Raw genomic sequence first — 17,967 nt, 5'->3', positions numbered from 1 at the left:
TCCACGGAGACCCCTTTCATGTCCACCACACCCGCCTCCAAGGGCCCGCTCACGGGCCTGCGCGTCATCGAATTCGCCGGCATCGGCCCGGGGCCGTTCGCCTGCATGCTGCTGTCCGACATGGGCGCCGACGTCGTCACCATCGACCGCCCCGGCAAGAAGCTGGGCGACCGCAACAACCTCACCGGCCGCGGCCGCACCGTCGTGCTGGCCGACCTGAAGGACGCGGCCGCGCGCGAAGAAGTGCTCGCGCTGCTCGACAAGGCCGACGTGCTCGTCGAAGGCTTTCGACCCGGCGTGATGGAGCGCCTGGGCCTCGGCCCCGACGTCGTTGCCGCGCGCAACCCGAAGCTGGTCTACGGCCGCATGACCGGCTGGGGCCAGCACGGCCCGCTGGCCAACGCCGCGGGGCACGACATCAACTACATCTCGATCACCGGTGCGCTGCATGCCATCGGCCCGGCCGGCGGCGCGCCGGTGCCGCCGCTCAACCTCGTGGGCGACTACGGCGGCGGCAGCCTCTACCTGGTGGTCGGCATCCTGGCCGCGCTGCGCGAGGCCGAGGCCTCGGGGCTGGGCCAGGTGGTCGATGCGGCCATGTCCGACGGCGTGATCTCGCTCATGACCAACTTCGTCACGCAGAGCCTGCGCGGCACCTTCAAGGAGGAGCGCGGCAGCAACCTGCTGGACGGCGGTGCGCCCTGGTACGGCGTGTACGAAACCTCTGACGACAAGCACGTGTGCATCGGCGCCATCGAGCCGCAGTTCTTCGCCGACATCTGCCGGCGGCTGGACGTTCCCTCCGAGCTGCACGACGTGCAGGCCGACCGCGCGCGCTGGCCCGCGCTGCGCAGCTTTTTCCAACGCAGTTTTCGCGGCCGCACGCAGGCCGAATGGGTGGCGCTGCTCGAAGGCACCGACGTGTGCTTCGCGCCCGTGGTGCCGCTGAGCGAGGCGCCCGCGCATCCCCACAATGCCGCGCGCCGCGCCTTCGTCGACGTGCAGGGCGTGCGCCATCCTGCGCCGGCGCCGCGCTTTTCGCGCACGCCCTCGGCCATTCAGGGGCCGGCGCCCGCCGAGGCCGTGCCGGCATCGCAGGTGGTGGCGCGCTGGGCGTGAGCGGCAAGACCGCCACGACCACCGGCAGCACCGTCGTGCTGCTGGCCTTCGCGGCCTTCTTCAGCGGCGCGGCGCTGCGCGTGTGCGATTCGCTGCTGCCCCGGCTCGCGCATGATTTCTCGGTCACGCCGGGCGTGGCCGGCCAGGTGGTGATCGGCTTTTCGGTCGCCTACGGGCTCATGCAGCTGGTGTTCGGGCCGCTGGGCGACCGCTACGGCAAGACGCGGCTCATGTGCATCGCGATGTTCGGCTGTGCGGTCGGCGCGACGGCCTCGGCGCTCGCGCCGAACCTTGCGCTGCTGTCGGCGGCACGCATCGCATGGGGCATGGCCGCGGCCGGCGTGATCCCGCTCGCGATGGCGTGGATCGGCGACAACGTGCCCTACCAGGAGCGGCAGGCCACGCTCGCACGCTTTCTCACCGGCACGCTCTCGGGCATGACCGCCGGGCAGCTCGCGGGCGGCCTCTTCGCCGACTCGGTGCTCGGCTGGCGCGGCGCCTTCTTCACACTGGCGCTGGGCTTCGCCTGCGTGGCGTCGCTGCTGCTGATGCGCGTGCCCCATGTGCCGGTGGCGCCGCGTGCGGACGGCTCCGCGCACCCCGCCTTCATCGCGCAGCTGCGCGCGGTGCTCGCGGTGCCGTGGGCGCGCGTGGTGTTGGTGTCGGTGCTGGCCGAGGGCATCTTCCTGCTCGGCCCGATGAGCTTCCTGCCCTCCTACCTGCACCAGCGCCACGGCCTGTCGCTGTCGGCCGCCTCCGCCGTGCTCGCCCTCTATGCGGTGGGCGGCCTGGTGTACGCGTTCACCGCGCGGCGCATCGTCGCCACACTGGGCGAACGGCGCATGGCGCTGTGCGGCGGCCTCCTGATGGGCGCCAGCTACTGCGTGCTGTGGCTGTCGCCGGTGTGGCTCTTCGTCGCGCCGCTCGCGCTGGCCGCACTGGCATTGGGCTTCGGCACCTACCTGTTCCACAACACGCTGCAGACGCATGCCACGCAGATGGCGCCCGCCATGCGCGGCACGTCGGTCGCGCTGTTTTCCTTCTGCCTGTTCGCGGGCCAGGCCGTCGGCGTCACGGCCTCCGGCTGGACCATCGACCACATCGGCTATCCACCGATGCTCGTCGCCGCAGCGCTCGCCACGCCACTGGCAGGGTGGGGCTTCGCTGCAGCGCTGCGCCGGCGCGCGCAGGCGAGCGCCGGCACCTGAATCCTTTCGCTACAAGGAGAACGCATGTCGCTCGACAACAGATCCGCCCTCGTCACCGGTGCCGGCTCCGGCATCGGCCGCGCCATCGCGCTGGCGCTCGCACGCGAAGGCGCGTCGGTGCTGGCCGCCGACATCGACGAAGCCGCGGCGCGCGACACCGCGGCATCGATCGAAGCGACTGGCGGCCGCGCGCTCGCCCGCGTGCTCGACGTGCGGCAGCCGCAGCAGCACACGGAGGCGGTCGCCGAGGCCGTGCGCGCCTTCGGCGGCCTGCACATTGCGGTGAACAACGCGGGCGTCAGCACCGGGCCGAGCGGGGCCTACCGCGCCCTCGCGGACATCGACCTGGACGACTGGCGCCACCTGACCGCCGTGAACCTCGACGGCACTTTCTTCGGCCTGCGCGCGCAGATTCCCGCGCTGCTGGCCTCGGGCGGCGGCAGCATCGTGAACATCGCATCGGTGATGGCGGTGAGCGCACGCGCCAACCTGGGCGCATATGTCGCGTCGAAGCACGGCGTGCTCGGCCTCACCCGCGCCGCGGCCGTCGACTACGCGCAGCAGAAGGTGCGCGTCAACGCCATCGGCCCCGGCTACATCGACACGCCCATGCTCGCGCGCAAGGACGCGATCGCGCGCGAAGGCATTGCAGGCTGGCACCCGATGGGGCGCCTTGGCAGCGCGCAGGAGATTGCCGAGCTCGCCGCATGGCTGGCCAGCGAGCGCGCCAGCTTCGTGACGGGCGCGTTCTATCCGGTCGACGGCGGCTATCTGGTCTCGTAGCGGGGCCGCGGCCCCGCGTTCAGCTCAGGCCACCAGCCGCCACTGGAGCAGCGTGAAGGGCGGCTTCGCATCGGCATGGTGTTCGAACACACCCTCCACCTCGGCGCCGATGGGCACCTCGCCCAGCGGGTCGCCGAGCAGGTTGCCCAGCATGCGCACGCCCGGCGCATCGTTCAACTCGACCACCACGACCACGTACGGGCCATGGCCGTTCAGGCACGCGTGCACCGGGTGCCACGCGCGCTCCCAGCTGTAGATGCGCGCACGCGGCGCCACCGGCTCGAACGGCGGATCGAAGGCGTGGCAGTGGTGGCAGATCCACTCGGCCCCGTGCTGGAAGGTGCCGCAGGCGCTGCAGTGCTGCACCATCACGCGGTTCTCCCGCAGTCCGTTCCAGAACGGCGCCGACAGGCCGTCGGCCTCCGGCACGGGAATGGGGAGGCCCGCCGGCAGATAGGCCTGCGAGGTCGTCGATGCATCGTTGCCCTGGCTCACAGCGTGGCCTCCGATCCGAGAAGAAGATTGCTGACCGGCGTGACCATCGGCCCGCCGATGACCAGTGCCACGTCGTTGCGCGGCGCCTGCGCGGTGGAGGTGCCGCGCACCTGCCGCACGGCCTCCAGCACCAGCTCGAAGCCGTGCATGTAGCACTCCGCGAGGTTGCCGCCGCTGGTGTTCAGCGGCATCTTTCCGCTGGGCGCGAGCAGGTTGTCGAGCTGCAGGAATTCGTTCGCCTCCTCGGGCTTGAAGAAACCGTGCTCGGCCAGCGCCATCAGCACGCCGCCCGTGAAGTTCTCGTAGCTCTGAACCACGCCCACGTCCTTCGGCCCGAGGCCGGCCATGCGGAACATGTGCGGCGCCACGGTCGAGAAGCTCGAGCTCGCGTAGTTCGGCTGGTTGTGCGCGTTGGCGCCCACGCGGTGGTCGGAGCCCGTGGCCGCGCCGAGCACATACACCGGCCGGTTAGGAAAGTCCTTCGCGCGCTCGGCCGGCACCATGATGACGGCGGCCGCACCGTCGTTCTCCATGCAGCAGTCGAACAGGTGAAAGGGCTCGACGATCCAGCGCGAGTCGTCGTACCTGGATTCGGTGAGCGGCTTGCCGTACATCACGGCGCGCGGGTTGCTTTGCGCGTGGTGGTAGGAGGCCATGGCAATCGCGCGCAGCGCCTCCTGCTTCACGCCGTTCTCGTGCATGAAGCGGCGCGCCTTCATCGCGAACTTCTGCCCCGGCGACAGCACACCGTACGGTGCCTGGTAGGCCATGTCGCCCGCGATGGTCGGCGCGGTGGGCGCCTTGCCGAAGCGGCCGAACTCGCCCTGCGCCAGCGCGCGGTAGGCCACCACGCAATCGGCCAGCCCCGAGGCGATGGCCGCCGCGCCGTTGGCGATGGCGCCGCAGTTGCCACCACCGCCACCGCCCCACTGCATGGTGGTGGAGCGCAGCTCCTTGGTGCCGAGCGCAGCCGACAGCCGCGAGGGGTCGGTACGGTCGTTGGAGTACGAGGCAAAGCCGTTGATCTCGCGCGGGTCGATGCCCGCATCCTTCGACGCCGCAAGCACCGCCTTCAGCGCAAGCTTGAACTCCGCGTCCGGGGACTGGCTGTGCTTGTAGTAGGTGGTTTCGCCAATGCCCACGATGGCCACGCGGCCGCGCAACGAACGCTGCGTCATGGCTTTTTCTCCTGCGCGCATGCGCCGGATCTTCTTTCATTTTTCATTCAAATGTCCGTCGTTTAAATGGATGGACCAATGCTAGCACGATGTCTATACTGGCCGCCAAAAGGAGACATGCCATGCGATGGAAGCACAGACCCGAAGGCTCCAACTGGGGCGACTTCGGCACCGAAGACCAGGTCGGCCGGATGAACCTGGTCACCCCCGCGCGCCGGCTCGCGGCGGTACGCGAAGTGACCGAAGGCCTCGCCTTCTGCCTGAGCCTTCCGCTGGACTACCCCGGCGGCGGCAACCTGGTGCCCAGCCGCCGCGCGCCGCGCATCGAAGCCACGCGCCGCGCCACCGGCGAGCTCAGCTACAACTTCTGCTTCTCGTGCCAGAACAAGTCGCTGTTCGACGTGGTGTCCGACGACGCCGTGACCATCTGGACGCAGTACTCCACGCAGTGGGACTCGCTCGCCCACTGGGGCCAGGAGTTCGACGCCGACGGCGACGGCACGCCCGAGGTCGTCTACTACAACGGCTGGCGCGGCGGCGAGCACGTGCTCGGCGCCGACCAGGAGGGCGGCCCCTTCGCGAAGAAGCTGGGCATCGAGTCGCTGGCCGAAACCAGCGCCCAGGGCCGCGGCGTGATGATCGACCTGCAGGCCATCTACGGCGAAGAGCCCGCGCGCGTGGGCTACGACGGCCTCATGCGCGCGCTCGAGCGCCAGAAGACCGCGGTGGAGCCCGGCGACTTCATGTGCCTGTACACCGGCTGGGCCGACCTCGTGCTCGGCATGAACAAGCAGCCCGACTTCGATCGCCTGAAGACCTCGTGCGCGGTGCTCGACGGCAAGGACGGTGCCCTGCTCAACTGGATCACCGACAGCGGCCTGGTCGCGATCTGCGCCGACAACCTCGGCGTGGAAGCGGTCGGCGGCGCGGCCGATGCCGGCGGCGGCCCCAAGCATTCGATGATGCCGCTGCACGAGCACTGCATCTTCAAGCTCGGCATCTTCCTGGGCGAGATCTGGTATTTCGGCGAGCTCGGCCCCTGGCTGCGCAAGAACAACCGCAGCCGCTTCCTGCTGACCGCGCCGCCCCTGCGCCTGCCGGGCCTGGTGGGCTCGCCGCCGATGCCGGTGGGCACGGTCTGAACCGCGAAGGAACACATTCCATGAACAGCAAACAGCAACGCGTGGCCGCCGTCACCGGCGCGGCCGGCGGACTGGGCCTGGGCATCGCGCAGCGCCTGGCGCGCGCGGGCTACCAGGTGGTCGCGATCGACCGCGCGCCGCAAGTCGAACAGGCCACGCAGCCGCTGCGCGACGAAGGCCTGAAGGTGCAGGCCGTGGTGCTCGACATCGCCGACGAAGAGGCCGTGCGCCGCATGGTCGCCGACGTGGACGCGCGCTACGGCCGCTTCGACATCCTGGTGAACAACGCCGGCATCCATCCCAAGATCGACGGCGAGCGCAACAGCTTCCTGAAGATGACGACGCTGCAGTGGAACGAGGTGATCGGCATCAACCTCACGGCGGCCTTCGTGCTGTGCCGCGAAGTGGCACCGCTCATGCGGCGCCAGAAGTGGGGCCGCATCGTCAACATGTCCTCGCGCGCGGGCCGCACGCTGGTCGAGACGGCCGGCATCCACTACGCCGCGGCCAAGGCCGGGATGATCGGCATGACGCGCATCATCGCGTCCGAAGTCGCGGGCGACGGCATCACGGCCAATTGCATTGCGCCCGGGCGCATCGAATCGCCGATGACCACCCAGGGCAGCGACGCGCAGCGCGCGATGCTCGTCGGCCGCATTCCGGTGGGCCGCATCGGCACGCCCGACGAGATTGGCCACGTCGTCGAGTTCCTGGTGTCCGAGGACTCGGGCTACCTCACCGGCACGGTGATCGACGTCAACGGCGGCACCTTCATGTGCTGAACCGCACGCCACCGCACGCAGGAGAACATGCCTTGAACAACCACAACGCCAGCAAGCGCGGCGCGCCGCCGCATCATTTCATCGACGACGAATGGCTCGCATTGCGCGACGAGCCGGTGCTGGACGCCGCCCGCCCCATCGTCGATCCGCACCATCACCTGTGGGACCGCCCGCACCACCGCTACCTGCTGCCCGAGATCCTGGACGACCTGAACACCGGCCACCACGTGCGCGGCACCGTGTTCGTCGAATGCAGCTCGATGTACCGCGCCGACGGCGACCCGCGCATGGCGAGCGTGGGCGAGGTCGAATTCGTCAACGGCATCGGGGCCATGAGCGCCAGCGGCGTCTATGGGCCGGTGCGCGTGGCGGCCGGCATCGTCGGCAAGGTCGACCTGCGGCTGGGCAGCTTCGCGCAGCAGGTGCTCGAAGCCTGCGTGGCGCGCGCGCCCGACCGCTTTCGCGGCGTCCGCCACATGGCCGCGTGGGACGCGAGCCCGGAGGTGAGTTCGCTGCTGCGCCCGCCGCCCAAGGACCTGCTGCTCGACCCCGCGTTCCGCGAAGGCTATGCCGGGCTCGGGCGCATGGGCCTGAGCTTCGACGCGTGGATGTACCACCCGCAACTGCCGCAACTCATCGACCTGATCGATGCCGTGCCCGACACGCCCGTGGTGCTCAACCACCTGGGCGGACGCGCCGGGCTAGGACCCTATGCGGGCCGCGGCGACGAAGTGTTCAAGGCGTGGAAAGCGTCCATCCAGGCGTTGGCCGAGCGGCCGAACGTGAGCGTCAAGCTCGGTGGCATCGGCATGCGGCTGGGCGGCTTCGACTTCCACGAGCGCGCGCTGCCGCCGACCTCCGAGGAACTCGCGCAGGCGTGGGGCCCTTATGTGCAGACCTGCATCGAGGCCTTCGGCCCGTCGCGCGCCATGTTCGAGAGCAACTTCCCGGTCGACAAGTCGTGCTGCACCTACCGGGTGATGTGGAACACCTTCAAGCGCATGGCGGCCGGCTTCTCCGAAAGCGAGAAGGCCGATCTCTTCGCGGGCAGCGCCGTGCGGGCCTACAGCCTGCCGGCCGAGTTGGCCCAGCCCGCACCGCAGGCGGCGGCGGCATGAGCGCACAGGAACGCATCGTTCTGGTGACCGGCGCCGCCAGCGGCATCGGCCTGGCGGTCGCGAAGCAGTTCGCGGCCGACGGCTTTCTCACCGTCATGCTCGACCGCTCGGCAGAAATCGAAGCCATTGCCGCGGGCCTTGGCGGCCGCACGCAGGCCATCGTCTGCGACGTGGCCGACGAGGCGCAGATCCGCAGCGCCATGCAGCGTGTCGAGCAGACGCACGGGCGCTGCGACATCCTGGTCAACAACGCCGGCATCCATCCCAAGAAAGACGGCGGCAAGTGGCCGATCGAGCAGATTCCCTCGGCGCAATGGCAGGAGGTGCTGGCCATCAACCTGACTGCGCCCTTCCTTTTCTGCCAGCAGGCGCTGCCGATGATGCGCCGGCAGAAATGGGGCCGCATCATCAACATCTCGTCGCGCGGCGGGCGCACCGCGTCGCCGGTGGCCAGCGCGCACTACGCGGCGACCAAGACCGGAATGATCGGCTTCACGCGCATCGCCGCGCTCGAGGGCGCGCCGGACAACATCACCGCCAACTGCGTGGCGCCCGGCCCGATCAACAGCGCCATGACGGCCGGCTCCTCGCCCGAAGTGCGCGCCGCGTTCACGCGCAGCGTGCCGCTCGGGCGCTATGGCGACCCGGAAGAAATCGCCTCGGTGGTCGCCTTTCTCGCCTCGGACGGATCGTCCTTCGTCACCGGTGCCGTGTTCGACGTGAACGGCGGCACCTTCATGCCTTGAGCTTCATGCGCGATTCCTCCTTCACGACCTACGCCCTCGACACCTTCGCGCTGCGCGACCTCACGGTGGCACAGGTGCTGGCCCGCCAGCGCCGCGACCGGGGCGACAAGGTCTTTCTCACCGAACTGTGGACCGGCCGCCGCTGGACCTACGCACAGTTCGACGCACTCTCCGACCGCGCCGCGCGCACCCTGCATGCCGTGGGCGTGCGCCGGGGCCAGCACGTCGGCACGCTGCTGGGCAATTCGGCCGAGCACCTGGCCATCTTCTTCGGCCTCGGTAAGCTCGGCGCGGTCGCGGTGCCGATCAACACCGCCGCGCGCGGCGAGCTGCTGCGCTACTACTTCAGCCACGGCGACGCCGTGCTGGCGGTGGTCGACGAAGAACTGGCCGACCGGCTCGACGAGGTGCTGCCCGCGCTGAGCGGGGTGCAGCGCGTGGTGGTGCTCGGCAAGGACGGCGCGCATGCATCGGCGCGCAGCCTGTCGCTGTCGAAACCCGCGGACGACTTCGCGGCCCTCATGGCCGCGGCATCCAATGCGCCGCCCGGCGATCTCGTCGATGCGCCCGTCAAGTGCGCCGACCTGCTCATGCTCTCGTACACCTCGGGCACCACCGGCCCGTCGAAGGCCAGCATGCTCTCGCACGCCGCGGCGTTCACCTACGGCACCGGCGCGGCCGAGGCGCAGGGTTACCGCGACAGCGACATCTTCTACGTCTGCCTGCCGCTCTTTCACAACAACGCGCTGCTCGCGGCCAGCGGCGCGGCGCTGGTGTGCGGCGGCTCGGTCGTGATGTCGGAGCGTTTTTCGGCCTCGCGCTTCTGGGACGAGATCCGCGCCTCGCAGGCGACGATCACCAACTTCCTCGGTGCGATGTCGACCTTCCTCTGGACGCGACCGCCCGAGCCCGCCGACGCCGACAACGACCTGCGCCTGGTGAGCATGTCGCCCATGCCCGGCTTCGCGCCGGCCTTCGAGCAGCGCTTCGGCCTCAAGGCCATGAGCAACTACGGCCTGTCGGACTTCGGCACGGTGAGCGCCTTCGTGCCCGGCGCGCCGGTCGAGAAGCTGGGCTCCATCGGCAAGGCGCGCCGCGGCTTCGAGTTCAGGATCGTGGACGACGACGACTTCGAATGCGCAACCGACGAAGTCGGCGAACTCGTCATCCGCTCGCACGAACCCTGGCGCGCCGCCACCGGCTACTACAAGATGCCCGAGGCCACGCTGGCTGCGCACCGCAACCAATGGTTCCACACCGGCGACCGCGCGCGTTGCGACGCAGACGGCTACTACTGGTTCGTCGACCGCAAGAAGGACTGCATCCGCCGCCGCGGCGAGAACATCTCGGCCTTCGAGGTCGAGCAGGTCATCATGAATCACCCGGCCATCGCCAACGTGGCCGTGTTTCCGGTCAAGACGGCCGAGGGCGACGAGGAGGTGGGCACGTCGATCGTGCTGCGGCCCGGCGTGGCGTTCGACGAAACGGCGCTCGTGGCGCACTGCGCGCGGAACATGTCGTACTTCATGGTGCCGCGCTACGTCGAGGTGCTGGCCGAGCTGCCGGCCACCACCAACCAGAAGATCGAGAAGTTCAAGCTCAAGCAGCGCATGGAAGGCGCCCTCGATGCGGTGTGGGACCGCGAGAAGGCCGGCATCGTGCTGCAGCGCTAGCTTTCATTGAAAGATCGAAAGGACACCGCCCATGACCAGCCCCCAGACAGCCACCGACGACTCGCCCGTTCCCGACTTCACCGCCCTGCTGCGCCTCGACGGCAAGGTGTTCATCGTGCTGGGCGCGGGCCAGGGCATCGGCCGCCAGACGGCGCACGCGCTCGCGCAGGCGGGCGCCACGGTCGTCTGCGTGGGCCGCCGTGCGGCGCCGACGCAGGCCGTGGCCGACGAAATCGGCGGCATCGCGCTGACCGGCGACGCCATGGTGCGCGCCGACATGCAACGCATCGCCGACCAGGCGCTGCAGCGCTTCGGCCACATCGACGGCCTGGTCGACACCCTGGGCATGCCGCGCATCAAGCCGCTGGCCGAGTTCGACGATGCGGACTGGCAATGGCAGTTCGACACCAGCCTGAAGCACGTGTTTCTCTCCACGCAGATCGTGGCGCCGCTGATCGGCCAAAGCGGCGGCGGCGCGATGGTGTTCGTGAGCTCCACCGCGGGCGTTGCCGTCACCTCGAACCGCGCGGCCTACGGCGCGAGCAAGGCCGCGCTGCAGCAGTTCGTGAAGGCCGCGGCATTCGAATACGGCAACGTGGGCGTGCGCATCAACGCGGTGGCGCCGGGGCTGGTGTCCACGCCGCGCGTGCGCGGCAACCTGAGCGAGGCCATGATGCGTGCCGCCGGCACGCGCTACCCGCTCGGCCAGATCGGCACGCCGGCGCAGATCGCCTCGGTGATCCTGTTCCTGGCCGGTGGGCTGAGCGCCCACGTCAACGGGCAGACCGTCTACGCCGAAGGCGGCATGGCCGCGCGCTCGGCAATCTACGACTTGAGCTCGGCCGAGCCGCCCGAGCCACCGGCTGCCGCCTGACCGAAGGCGCCGGCGCGCGCCGCGTCGTCGAGCCTGCGCGCGTCGTACCCCAGCAGCGCGCCCAGCACCTCGCGCGTGTGCTGCCCCAGCGTGGGCGCGGCCACGGGTGCGGGGGCCGGCGTGCCCGAGAAGCGCATCGGAAACGCGACGTTGGGCACGGTGCCCGCCGTCGGGTGCGGCAGCTGCGTGACGAGGCCGCGCGCCTTCGTTTCCGGCGAGCGCAGCGCCTCGGCCACGGTGCGCACCGCACCTGCCGGCACGCCCGCTTCCTTCAGCCGCGCAAGCCAGTGCGCGCGCGTGCCGGTCGCGAAGAGCACGGCCAGCATGTCGATCAGGCGCTGGCGCTCGGCCATGCGGCCCGCAGGGCGCTTGAGTTGCTCGTCGTCGGCGATGTCGGGCCGGCCGGCCACGTCGCGGAACACGCGCTGGAAGATTACCGTGCTCGCGCACACCATGAAGAAGGGCCCGTCGGACGCGTGGAACACGCCGGTGGGCACGGTGTCGGCGCTGCCGTTGCCCACGCGCCGCGGCTGCCAGTCGTTGAAGAGGTTCTGCAGCGTGGCGTAGCCGGTCATGGTGATGGCCGTGTCGTACAGCGCCACCTCCACACGCTGGCCCTTGCCGGTGCGCGAGCGCGCGACGATGGCCGAGAGGATCGCGTTGCTGGCCATCATGCCGGTGGAGATGTCCATCACCGACGACCCGGTGCGCACGCCGTCGCGGTCTTCATAGCCGTTCATCGACATGAAGCCGCTCTCGGCCTGCGTGACGGGGTCGAAACCCAGCCGGTCGGCAAACTCGCCCTCGCGGCCATAGGCCGAGATCGCGCAATACACCAGCCGCGGGTTGAGCGCCGAGAGGGTTTCCCAGCCGAGGCCCAGCCGCGTCATCACCTGGCCCGAGAAGTTCTCGACCACCACGTCGGCATCCTTCACCAGCGCGAGCGCGATGGTGCGGCCGGCGTCGGTCTTCAGATCGAGCGCCACGCTTTTCTTGTTGCGGTTGCATCAGAGAAAAGGCACGCCCTCCCCGCCCAGGCGTTCGTCGGGCGGCAGGAAGTGGCGGAACGCGTCGCCGCGCGCGGCGTCCTCGATCTTCACGACCTCGGCGCCACCGTCCGCAAGGATCAGGGTCGCGACCGGGCCGGCCAGGAAGTGCGTGAAGTCGATCACGCGAAGCCCTGCCAGCGGACCGCCCGAATCATCCGTCGATGTCGCCATGTCGAAACCCCTTGCTGGTGGATCAGGACGGCGTGAGCACCGCCCCGCCGCACACGGAAATGCACTGCCCCGTCACGTAGCCCGAGAGCGGCGTGACCAGGAACTCGAGCACGTTGGCGCAGTCTTCCTCCACGCCGAAGCGGCGCAGCGGAATGCGGCGCATCTCCTTGTCGCCGAGCATGCCGCGCTCGGCCGCCTGCTTGCGGATGCGCGCCGTGAGCATGCCGCCCGGCGAGAGGCAGTTGACACGGATGCCGTCGGGGCCCAGCTCGGCCGCGAGGTAGCGCGTGTACTGCAGCACCGCGCCCTTGGCAACCGAATAGGGCACCAGCCGCGTCGCGCTCTTGGACACGTCGAGCGCAGCCATGGTCGCGATGTTGACGATCACGCCCGCGCCCTGCGCACGCATCGCGGGCACGGCCTCCTGGCAGCAGTACAGCGCCGACAGGTAGTTCACGCCGAACATCAGCGCCGTGTCTTCGTCGGGCACCAGCGATGCGGTGCTGCGCTCGGCGGGAGTGAAGGCGCCGCCGGCGTTGTTGACCAGGATGTCGATGCGGCCGAACTCCGCCAGCGTGCGCGCGACCAGCTCGCGGGCTGCCGCGCGCTGCGTGAGGTCGCCCTGCACGCCGAGGCTGCGGCGCCCGAGCGCGCGGACCTCGTCGGACACGGTGGCGGCCGTGAGTTCCTCCTCGAAGGCCTTGGCCGATTCGAGGTCGATGTCTGCAATCACCACGTCGGCGCCCAGCGCTGCGAGCCGCAGCGCGTAGGCGCGCCCGAGGCCGCGCGCGGCGCCGGTGACGATGGCGACCTGTCCCAGGAGCTTCATGCGTGCCTGCCTTGCTCGGGATGGGCGGATTTCAGACCGGCCCCATCGTGCAGCCGATTTCTTCCTTCGTGCCGTACAGGGCTTCGAAGTCGGCCATCTTCATCGACGGGTTGAGCACCGTGACGGGGTCGTACTTGTCGGTGATGGTGTCGCGCACCTGCGCCAGCACCAGCCGCGTGATGAACTGGTGGTCCCACGCGCGGTAGTAGCCGGGCACGCCGTCGGGCCGCACGGTTTCCAGCCCGCGCACGATGGCCGCGGGCTCGGCCGATTTCTCCTGTGCGATGGCGGCCAGCAGCATGCGCATGCAGACCCAGCCCTGCGCGCAGCTGGCCGATGCGGGGTGCTTCGTTTCCTTCAGTACCGCTTCGTTCAGCGCCTTCTCCGCCGGGCTGTTGGCCGGGTTGTTGAAGTGCCAGTACTTGCCCATGACGCCGGAGATGCCGGTCTGCGCCCACAGCTCCTCGTCGGCCACGGTGAGGCTGCCCAGCGGAATCTTGCCGCGCAGGCCGAACTCGTTGTATTGCTTCAGGAAGGCCGCGAGGTCGGTGCCCGAGATGCCGAGCATCACCACGTCGGGCCTGGCCTGGCGGATCTTCAGGATGATCGAGCTGAAGTCGGTGGTGCCGACGGCGGCCGCATCCATGCCCAGGTCCTGCCCGCCCGCGGCGACCAGCTCGGCCTTCAGCATCTGGTAGGCCTCCTGGCCATAGGCGTAGGCGCCCACCAGGAAGTACCACTTCTTGCCCAGCGGCAGCATCTGCCGCGCGAGCAGCTTGGCGTACACCGGCGGCGGCGCGTTGTTGCGGAACACGTAGCGGTTGCAGTTCTTGCCGGTGATCTCGCGCGCCAGCGCGGCGCTGATGATGGTGGGCGTTTTTGCCTGCGCGGCCACCGAGGCCATCGCAAGGCCGGCCGCGCTGTTGCTGCCGCCGATGACGGCGGCCACCTTGTCCTCCTGGATCAGCTTCTGCATGTTCTGCTGCGCGCCAAGCGGGTTGGGCTCGTCGTAGGCGACCAGCTCGATCGGCCGGCCCAGCACCTTGTTGCCGGCCTGCTGCAGCGCGATCTTGATGCCCAGCGACGTGGCCTCGCCCTGCAGCGCGAACGGTCCCTGTCGCGGCAGCAGGCTGCCGATGCGGATCGGCGCATCGCCTTGCGAGAACACGAGGCCCGGCGCGCCGAGCGCGGCCACGCCGGCGCCGACGGCGCGCAGCACATGGCGGCGGTTCAGGGCATGGGAAGGAATGTCAGCGTGCATGTGTTGTCTCCTGGGATTTCGAATGCTTCAGATGGCGCTCTCGGTGGCGCGCGCGCCGTGGGCGTCCTGCCCGGGCGTCGCGGCCTGGGCCGCTTCCTCGCGCTGCTGCGGATCGACCAGGCCGAGCAGCCGCGCCTGCAGCGGCGCATCGGCCGCGAGCTGCGCAGCATCGCCCTCGTAGGCCACGCGGCCGTTGACCAGCACCACCGCGCGGTCCACGATCGACAGCACCTGTTCCGCGTGGTGCTCCACCAGCACCATCGCCACGCGGCCGCGCAGCTTGAGAATGGCCGCCATCACCTCGTTGACCACCGCGGGCGCCAGTCCCTCGAAGGGTTCGTCCAGCAGGATGAGGCGGCTGGGCGCGACCAGCGCGCGCGCAATGGCCACCATCTGCCGCTCGCCGCCCGAGATGCTTTCGGCGCGCGACTTCTGGATCGTCTTCAGGCGCGGGAACAGCTCGAAGATCTCCTCCAGCGGCATGCCGCCCTTGCGCACGGCAATGAGCAGGTTGTCCAGCACCGTGAGGTTGGGAAACAGGCGCCGCCCCTCGGGCACCACTGAGATGCCCAGGCGGTTGATCTCGAACGGCCGCAGGTTCTGGATCGGCTTGCCGTCCCACTGCACCGTGCCCTCGTCCACCGGCAGCATGCCATACATGGCGCGCAGCAGCGTGGTCTTGCCCACGCCGTTGCGGCCCAGCAGCGCGACCGCCTCGCCCTCGCCGATGCGCAGGTCGACGCCGTCCAGGATGCGGCCGCCGCCGTAGCCGGCCGCAAGGCCGCGCGCATCGAGCAGCAGCCGCGGCGAGGCGGGCCGTGCAACGCGCGCAGCGGCCGCCTCGTTCATGCCCTCGGGCGGCGCGCCCAGGTAGGCGCGCACCACCTCCGGATTGGCCGCCACCTCGGCCGGCTTGCCGTCGGCGATCAGCCGGCCCTGGTGCAGCACGGTGATGCGGTCGGACAGCGCGAGCACGCGGTCGATGTCGTGCTCGATCAGCACCACGGCGTGCGTGCGCGCCAGTGCGCGGATCAGCGCGGCCACGCGCACGCGGTCGGCCTCGCCCAGGCCCGCGAGCGGTTCGTCCAGCAGCAGCAGGCGCGCCTGCGTGGCCAGCGTGATGCCGATCTCCAGCAGCCGGCGCTCGCCGTGCGAAAGATCGGTGCAGAGTTCGCCCGCCTTGTCGGCCAGGCCCACGGCTTCGAGGATCGACCAGGTGCGGTCGTTCGCGGCCGGCGAAGCCTGCGCGTCGCGCCACATCGCCAGCGGCGACGGCTGCGTGGCCTGCACCGCCACGCGCACGTTCTCGAACGCCGTGAGGTGCGTGAACACGCTCACGATCTGGAACGAGCGCGCCAGGCCCAGGCGGATGCGCTTGTGCATCGGCAGGTGCGTGATGTCGTGGCCGAGAAAGCGCACCTGGCCGCTGTCGGGCACGACCACGCCGCTCAGCATGTTGAAGAAGGTCGTCTTGCCCGCGCCGTTTGGGCCGATGAAGCTGTGCAGCGTGCCCTGGTGCACGTCGAAGTCGTAGCCCGAGGCCACCGCCAGCGAGCCGAATTTCTTGGTGAGGCCTCGCACCGTGAGCAGCGGCTCGCGGCTGGCGACCGCGCCGGCGCCGGCCTCGGGCGCGTAGGGCGTGATGCGTGCCGGCCGCGGCGGAATGCCGCCGCGCACCAGCGTCCAGCCCTTGCCGCCCCAGGCGCGCCGGATGAGCCCATGAATGCCCTCGGGCGCCAGCAGCGTCACCAGCATGAGGATGGGCGCGAACACCAGCCACCAGTTGTTGAGCAGCGCGCCGAGCTGGTCCTCCAGCACGATGAAGAGAATGGCACCCCACATCGCGCCCACGAAGTGGTGCATGCCGCCCAGCACCGTCATCAGCAGCGGATCGGCCGCGTGCTCCCAGCTCAGCGGATTGGCGTACACGCCGCGCATGAAGAGCGCGAGCATGCCGCCGGCCAGCCCGGTGATGGCCGCGGAAAGCACGAAGCCCGCGAGCTTCACGCGGTAGACGTCGTAGCCCAGGCTCGCGGCGCGCTGCTCGTTGTCGCGCACTGCCTGGAACAGGCGGCCCAGCGGCGAATGCACCACGCGCCACATGAGCCACAGCGTGCCGAGCACCATGAGCACCACGAACACGTGAAAGCCCAGCGCCGAATCGAGCACCGGGCGCGGCACGCGCTGCAGGCCGTTCTCCCCGCCGGTGAGGTCGGTCCACTTGTAGGCGATCTCGAAGCAAATCTGCGTGCACGCCAGGCTCAGCAGCGAGAAGTACAGGCCTTTGCGCCGCAGGATCAGCGCGCCCACCGGCAGTGCGACCAGCACCGTGAACAGCACCGAGAACGCCAGGCCCGCGAACTCGTTGATGTCGCCGAACCAGTGCAGCAGCGACAGCGCCGCGGCGTAGCTCGCGACGCCGAAGAACACCGAGCCGCCAAAGGGCACCAGGCCCAGGTAGCCCACCAGCAGGCCGATGCCCGCCGCATAGAGCACGTAGATGGCGATCTGCGTCACGCGACCGAGCGGCAGGTGCGTCACCAGCGTCAAGAAGCTCAGCACGAGCAGCACCGCCGCGACCTGGCACACGGGGTGCCCGAAAAGTTTCTTCATCAGAAGTGCTCCCAGTGTTCGCCGAAGAGCCCGCGCGGACGCACGAGCAGGATGAGCACCATCAACAGATACATCGCCACGCCCGCGGCCTGCGGGTAGAACTGCGTCGTCATCGCAGTGACCAGCCCGACCAGCAGGCCCGCCACCACCGCGCCGCCATAGGAGCCCAGGCCGCCGATGGTCACGATCACGAAGGCCGGCATGATGGCCTGCGCCGACATGCCCGGCGTGACCGACCACAGCGGCGCCGCCAGCACCCCGCCCGCGCCGGCCAGCATGCAGCCCACACCGAACGCGCCCGTGAGCACCAGCGGCAGGTTGATGCCCAGCATGCCCACCATCTGCGGGTCGCGGCTGCCCGCGCGCAGGATGCGGCCGTAAGGCGTGAAGGAAAGGAAGGCCCACAGCGCGACCAGGATCGCGACCGTGATGCCGAGCACCGCGACGCGGTACGTGGTGGTGAGGATCGGGCCGTACTCGATGAAGCCCGACAGCACCGCGGGCGGCGTGAGCGGCTGCGCGCCCGAACCCCACACGGTGCGGATCACGGCCTCGATGAACAGCGACAGCGCGAAGGTCAGCACCAGTGTCATCAGCGGGTCCTTGCCGTAGAGGCGGCGCACCAGCACGCGCTCGACCACCATGCCGACGATGCCCACGCCGATGGGCGCGAGCACCACGGCCGGCCAGCCGAACTGCTGCTGCAGCGTCAGCGCGAAATACGCACCGAGCGCAAAGAACGCGCCGTGCGCCACGTTCACGATGCCGAGCAGGCCGAACACGATCGACAGGCCGATCGAGATCAGGATGAACAGGAAGCCCAGCACGAGCCCGTTCACCGTTTGAGAGAGGATGGCGTCGAGCATTGTTCTAATCTATCATTGGTCGAACCATTCTCGCATTATCGGAGGCTGGTGCATGCGTAG

At 69.8% G+C, this 17,967-nt stretch carries 15 protein-coding genes and 1 pseudogene; 9 read left to right on the top strand and 7 right to left on the bottom strand.

Going from position 1 to position 17,967, the window contains the following annotated elements; genetic code table 11:
• The first annotated feature begins 18 nt into the window (after positions 1 to 18).
• From BM133_RS03745 to BM133_RS03735, 3 genes are read left to right on the top strand one after another with little or no spacing between them, the layout of a single operon-like run.
• Complete coding sequence (locus BM133_RS03745) at positions 19 to 1,119, top strand: CaiB/BaiF CoA transferase family protein (RefSeq protein ID WP_093431733.1); 1,101 nt, start codon at positions 19 to 21, stop codon at positions 1,117 to 1,119.
• Positions 1,116 to 2,327: an MFS transporter gene (locus tag BM133_RS03740; RefSeq protein WP_093431731.1), complete on the top strand. Its 1,212-nt coding sequence runs from the start codon at positions 1,116 to 1,118 to the stop codon at positions 2,325 to 2,327. Before BM133_RS03745 ends, BM133_RS03740 begins: the two co-directional genes overlap by 4 nt.
• Positions 2,328 to 2,351: 24 nt before the next feature.
• Positions 2,352 to 3,110 carry an SDR family NAD(P)-dependent oxidoreductase gene (locus BM133_RS03735; protein ID WP_093431730.1) on the top strand — a complete coding sequence of 253 codons (759 nt, stop codon included), beginning with the start codon at positions 2,352 to 2,354 and terminating at the stop codon, positions 3,108 to 3,110.
• A gap of 24 nt (positions 3,111 to 3,134) precedes the next feature.
• Here BM133_RS03735 and BM133_RS03730 read toward each other — a convergent pair whose 3' ends face one another.
• Positions 3,135 to 3,605: a Zn-ribbon domain-containing OB-fold protein gene (locus BM133_RS03730; protein ID WP_093431728.1), complete on the bottom strand. Its 471-nt coding sequence runs from the start codon at positions 3,603 to 3,605 to the stop codon at positions 3,135 to 3,137.
• Positions 3,602 to 4,783, bottom strand: coding sequence for a thiolase C-terminal domain-containing protein (locus BM133_RS03725; protein ID WP_093431726.1), 1,182 nt, complete (start codon positions 4,781 to 4,783; stop codon positions 3,602 to 3,604). Before BM133_RS03725 ends, BM133_RS03730 begins: the two co-directional genes overlap by 4 nt.
• Before the next feature lie 122 nt (positions 4,784 to 4,905).
• Between BM133_RS03725 and BM133_RS03720 the strand changes: the two genes are divergently transcribed.
• The 6 genes from BM133_RS03720 to BM133_RS03695 are packed head-to-tail and all read left to right on the top strand — an operon-like array spanning position 4,906 to position 11,118.
• Positions 4,906 to 5,925: a cyclase family protein gene (locus tag BM133_RS03720; RefSeq protein ID WP_093431725.1), complete on the top strand. Its 1,020-nt coding sequence runs from the start codon at positions 4,906 to 4,908 to the stop codon at positions 5,923 to 5,925.
• A 20-nt stretch (positions 5,926 to 5,945) separates the two neighbouring features.
• Positions 5,946 to 6,707, top strand: coding sequence for an SDR family oxidoreductase (locus BM133_RS03715; protein WP_093431723.1), 762 nt, complete (start codon positions 5,946 to 5,948; stop codon positions 6,705 to 6,707).
• Positions 6,708 to 6,739: 32 nt separating this feature from the next.
• Complete coding sequence (locus BM133_RS03710; RefSeq protein ID WP_093435022.1) at positions 6,740 to 7,825, top strand: amidohydrolase family protein; 1,086 nt, start codon at positions 6,740 to 6,742, stop codon at positions 7,823 to 7,825.
• Complete coding sequence (locus tag BM133_RS03705) at positions 7,822 to 8,571, top strand: SDR family oxidoreductase (RefSeq protein ID WP_093431722.1); 750 nt, start codon at positions 7,822 to 7,824, stop codon at positions 8,569 to 8,571. Before BM133_RS03710 ends, BM133_RS03705 begins: the two co-directional genes overlap by 4 nt.
• 5 nt (positions 8,572 to 8,576) lie before the next feature.
• Positions 8,577 to 10,244, top strand: a complete 1,668-nt coding sequence (locus BM133_RS03700) for an AMP-binding protein (RefSeq protein WP_143100078.1) — start codon at positions 8,577 to 8,579, stop codon at positions 10,242 to 10,244.
• Positions 10,245 to 10,275: 31 nt separating this feature from the next.
• A complete protein-coding gene (locus BM133_RS03695) occupies positions 10,276 to 11,118 on the top strand; it encodes an SDR family NAD(P)-dependent oxidoreductase (RefSeq protein ID WP_093431719.1) in 843 nt (280 codons plus the stop codon).
• Here BM133_RS03695 and BM133_RS03690 read toward each other — a convergent pair.
• The 5 genes and pseudogenes from BM133_RS03690 to BM133_RS03670 form a co-directional block, all read right to left on the bottom strand.
• Positions 11,070 to 12,338, bottom strand: a pseudogene (locus tag BM133_RS03690) (CaiB/BaiF CoA transferase family protein). The gene BM133_RS03695 and the pseudogene BM133_RS03690 overlap by 49 nt on opposite strands.
• Before the next feature lie 22 nt (positions 12,339 to 12,360).
• Positions 12,361 to 13,167: an SDR family NAD(P)-dependent oxidoreductase gene (locus tag BM133_RS03685; protein ID WP_093431718.1), complete on the bottom strand. Its 807-nt coding sequence runs from the start codon at positions 13,165 to 13,167 to the stop codon at positions 12,361 to 12,363.
• Positions 13,168 to 13,198: 31 nt separating this feature from the next.
• A complete protein-coding gene (locus BM133_RS03680) occupies positions 13,199 to 14,428 on the bottom strand; it encodes an ABC transporter substrate-binding protein (protein WP_093431717.1) in 1,230 nt (409 codons plus the stop codon).
• Positions 14,429 to 14,455: 27 nt separating this feature from the next.
• Positions 14,456 to 17,041, bottom strand: a complete 2,586-nt coding sequence (locus BM133_RS03675) for a branched-chain amino acid ABC transporter ATP-binding protein/permease (RefSeq protein ID WP_093431716.1) — start codon at positions 17,039 to 17,041, stop codon at positions 14,456 to 14,458.
• Positions 17,041 to 17,907, bottom strand: a complete 867-nt coding sequence (locus BM133_RS03670) for a branched-chain amino acid ABC transporter permease (RefSeq protein WP_093431715.1) — start codon at positions 17,905 to 17,907, stop codon at positions 17,041 to 17,043. The genes BM133_RS03675 and BM133_RS03670 overlap by 1 nt, the downstream gene beginning before the upstream one ends.
• Between the last annotated feature and the right edge of the window lie 60 nt (positions 17,908 to 17,967).

Source organism: Variovorax sp. 770b2 (assembly GCF_900115685.1).
Classification (GTDB): domain Bacteria; phylum Pseudomonadota; class Gammaproteobacteria; order Burkholderiales; family Burkholderiaceae_C; genus Variovorax.
This window is presented reverse-complemented; position numbering and strand designations above follow the sequence as displayed.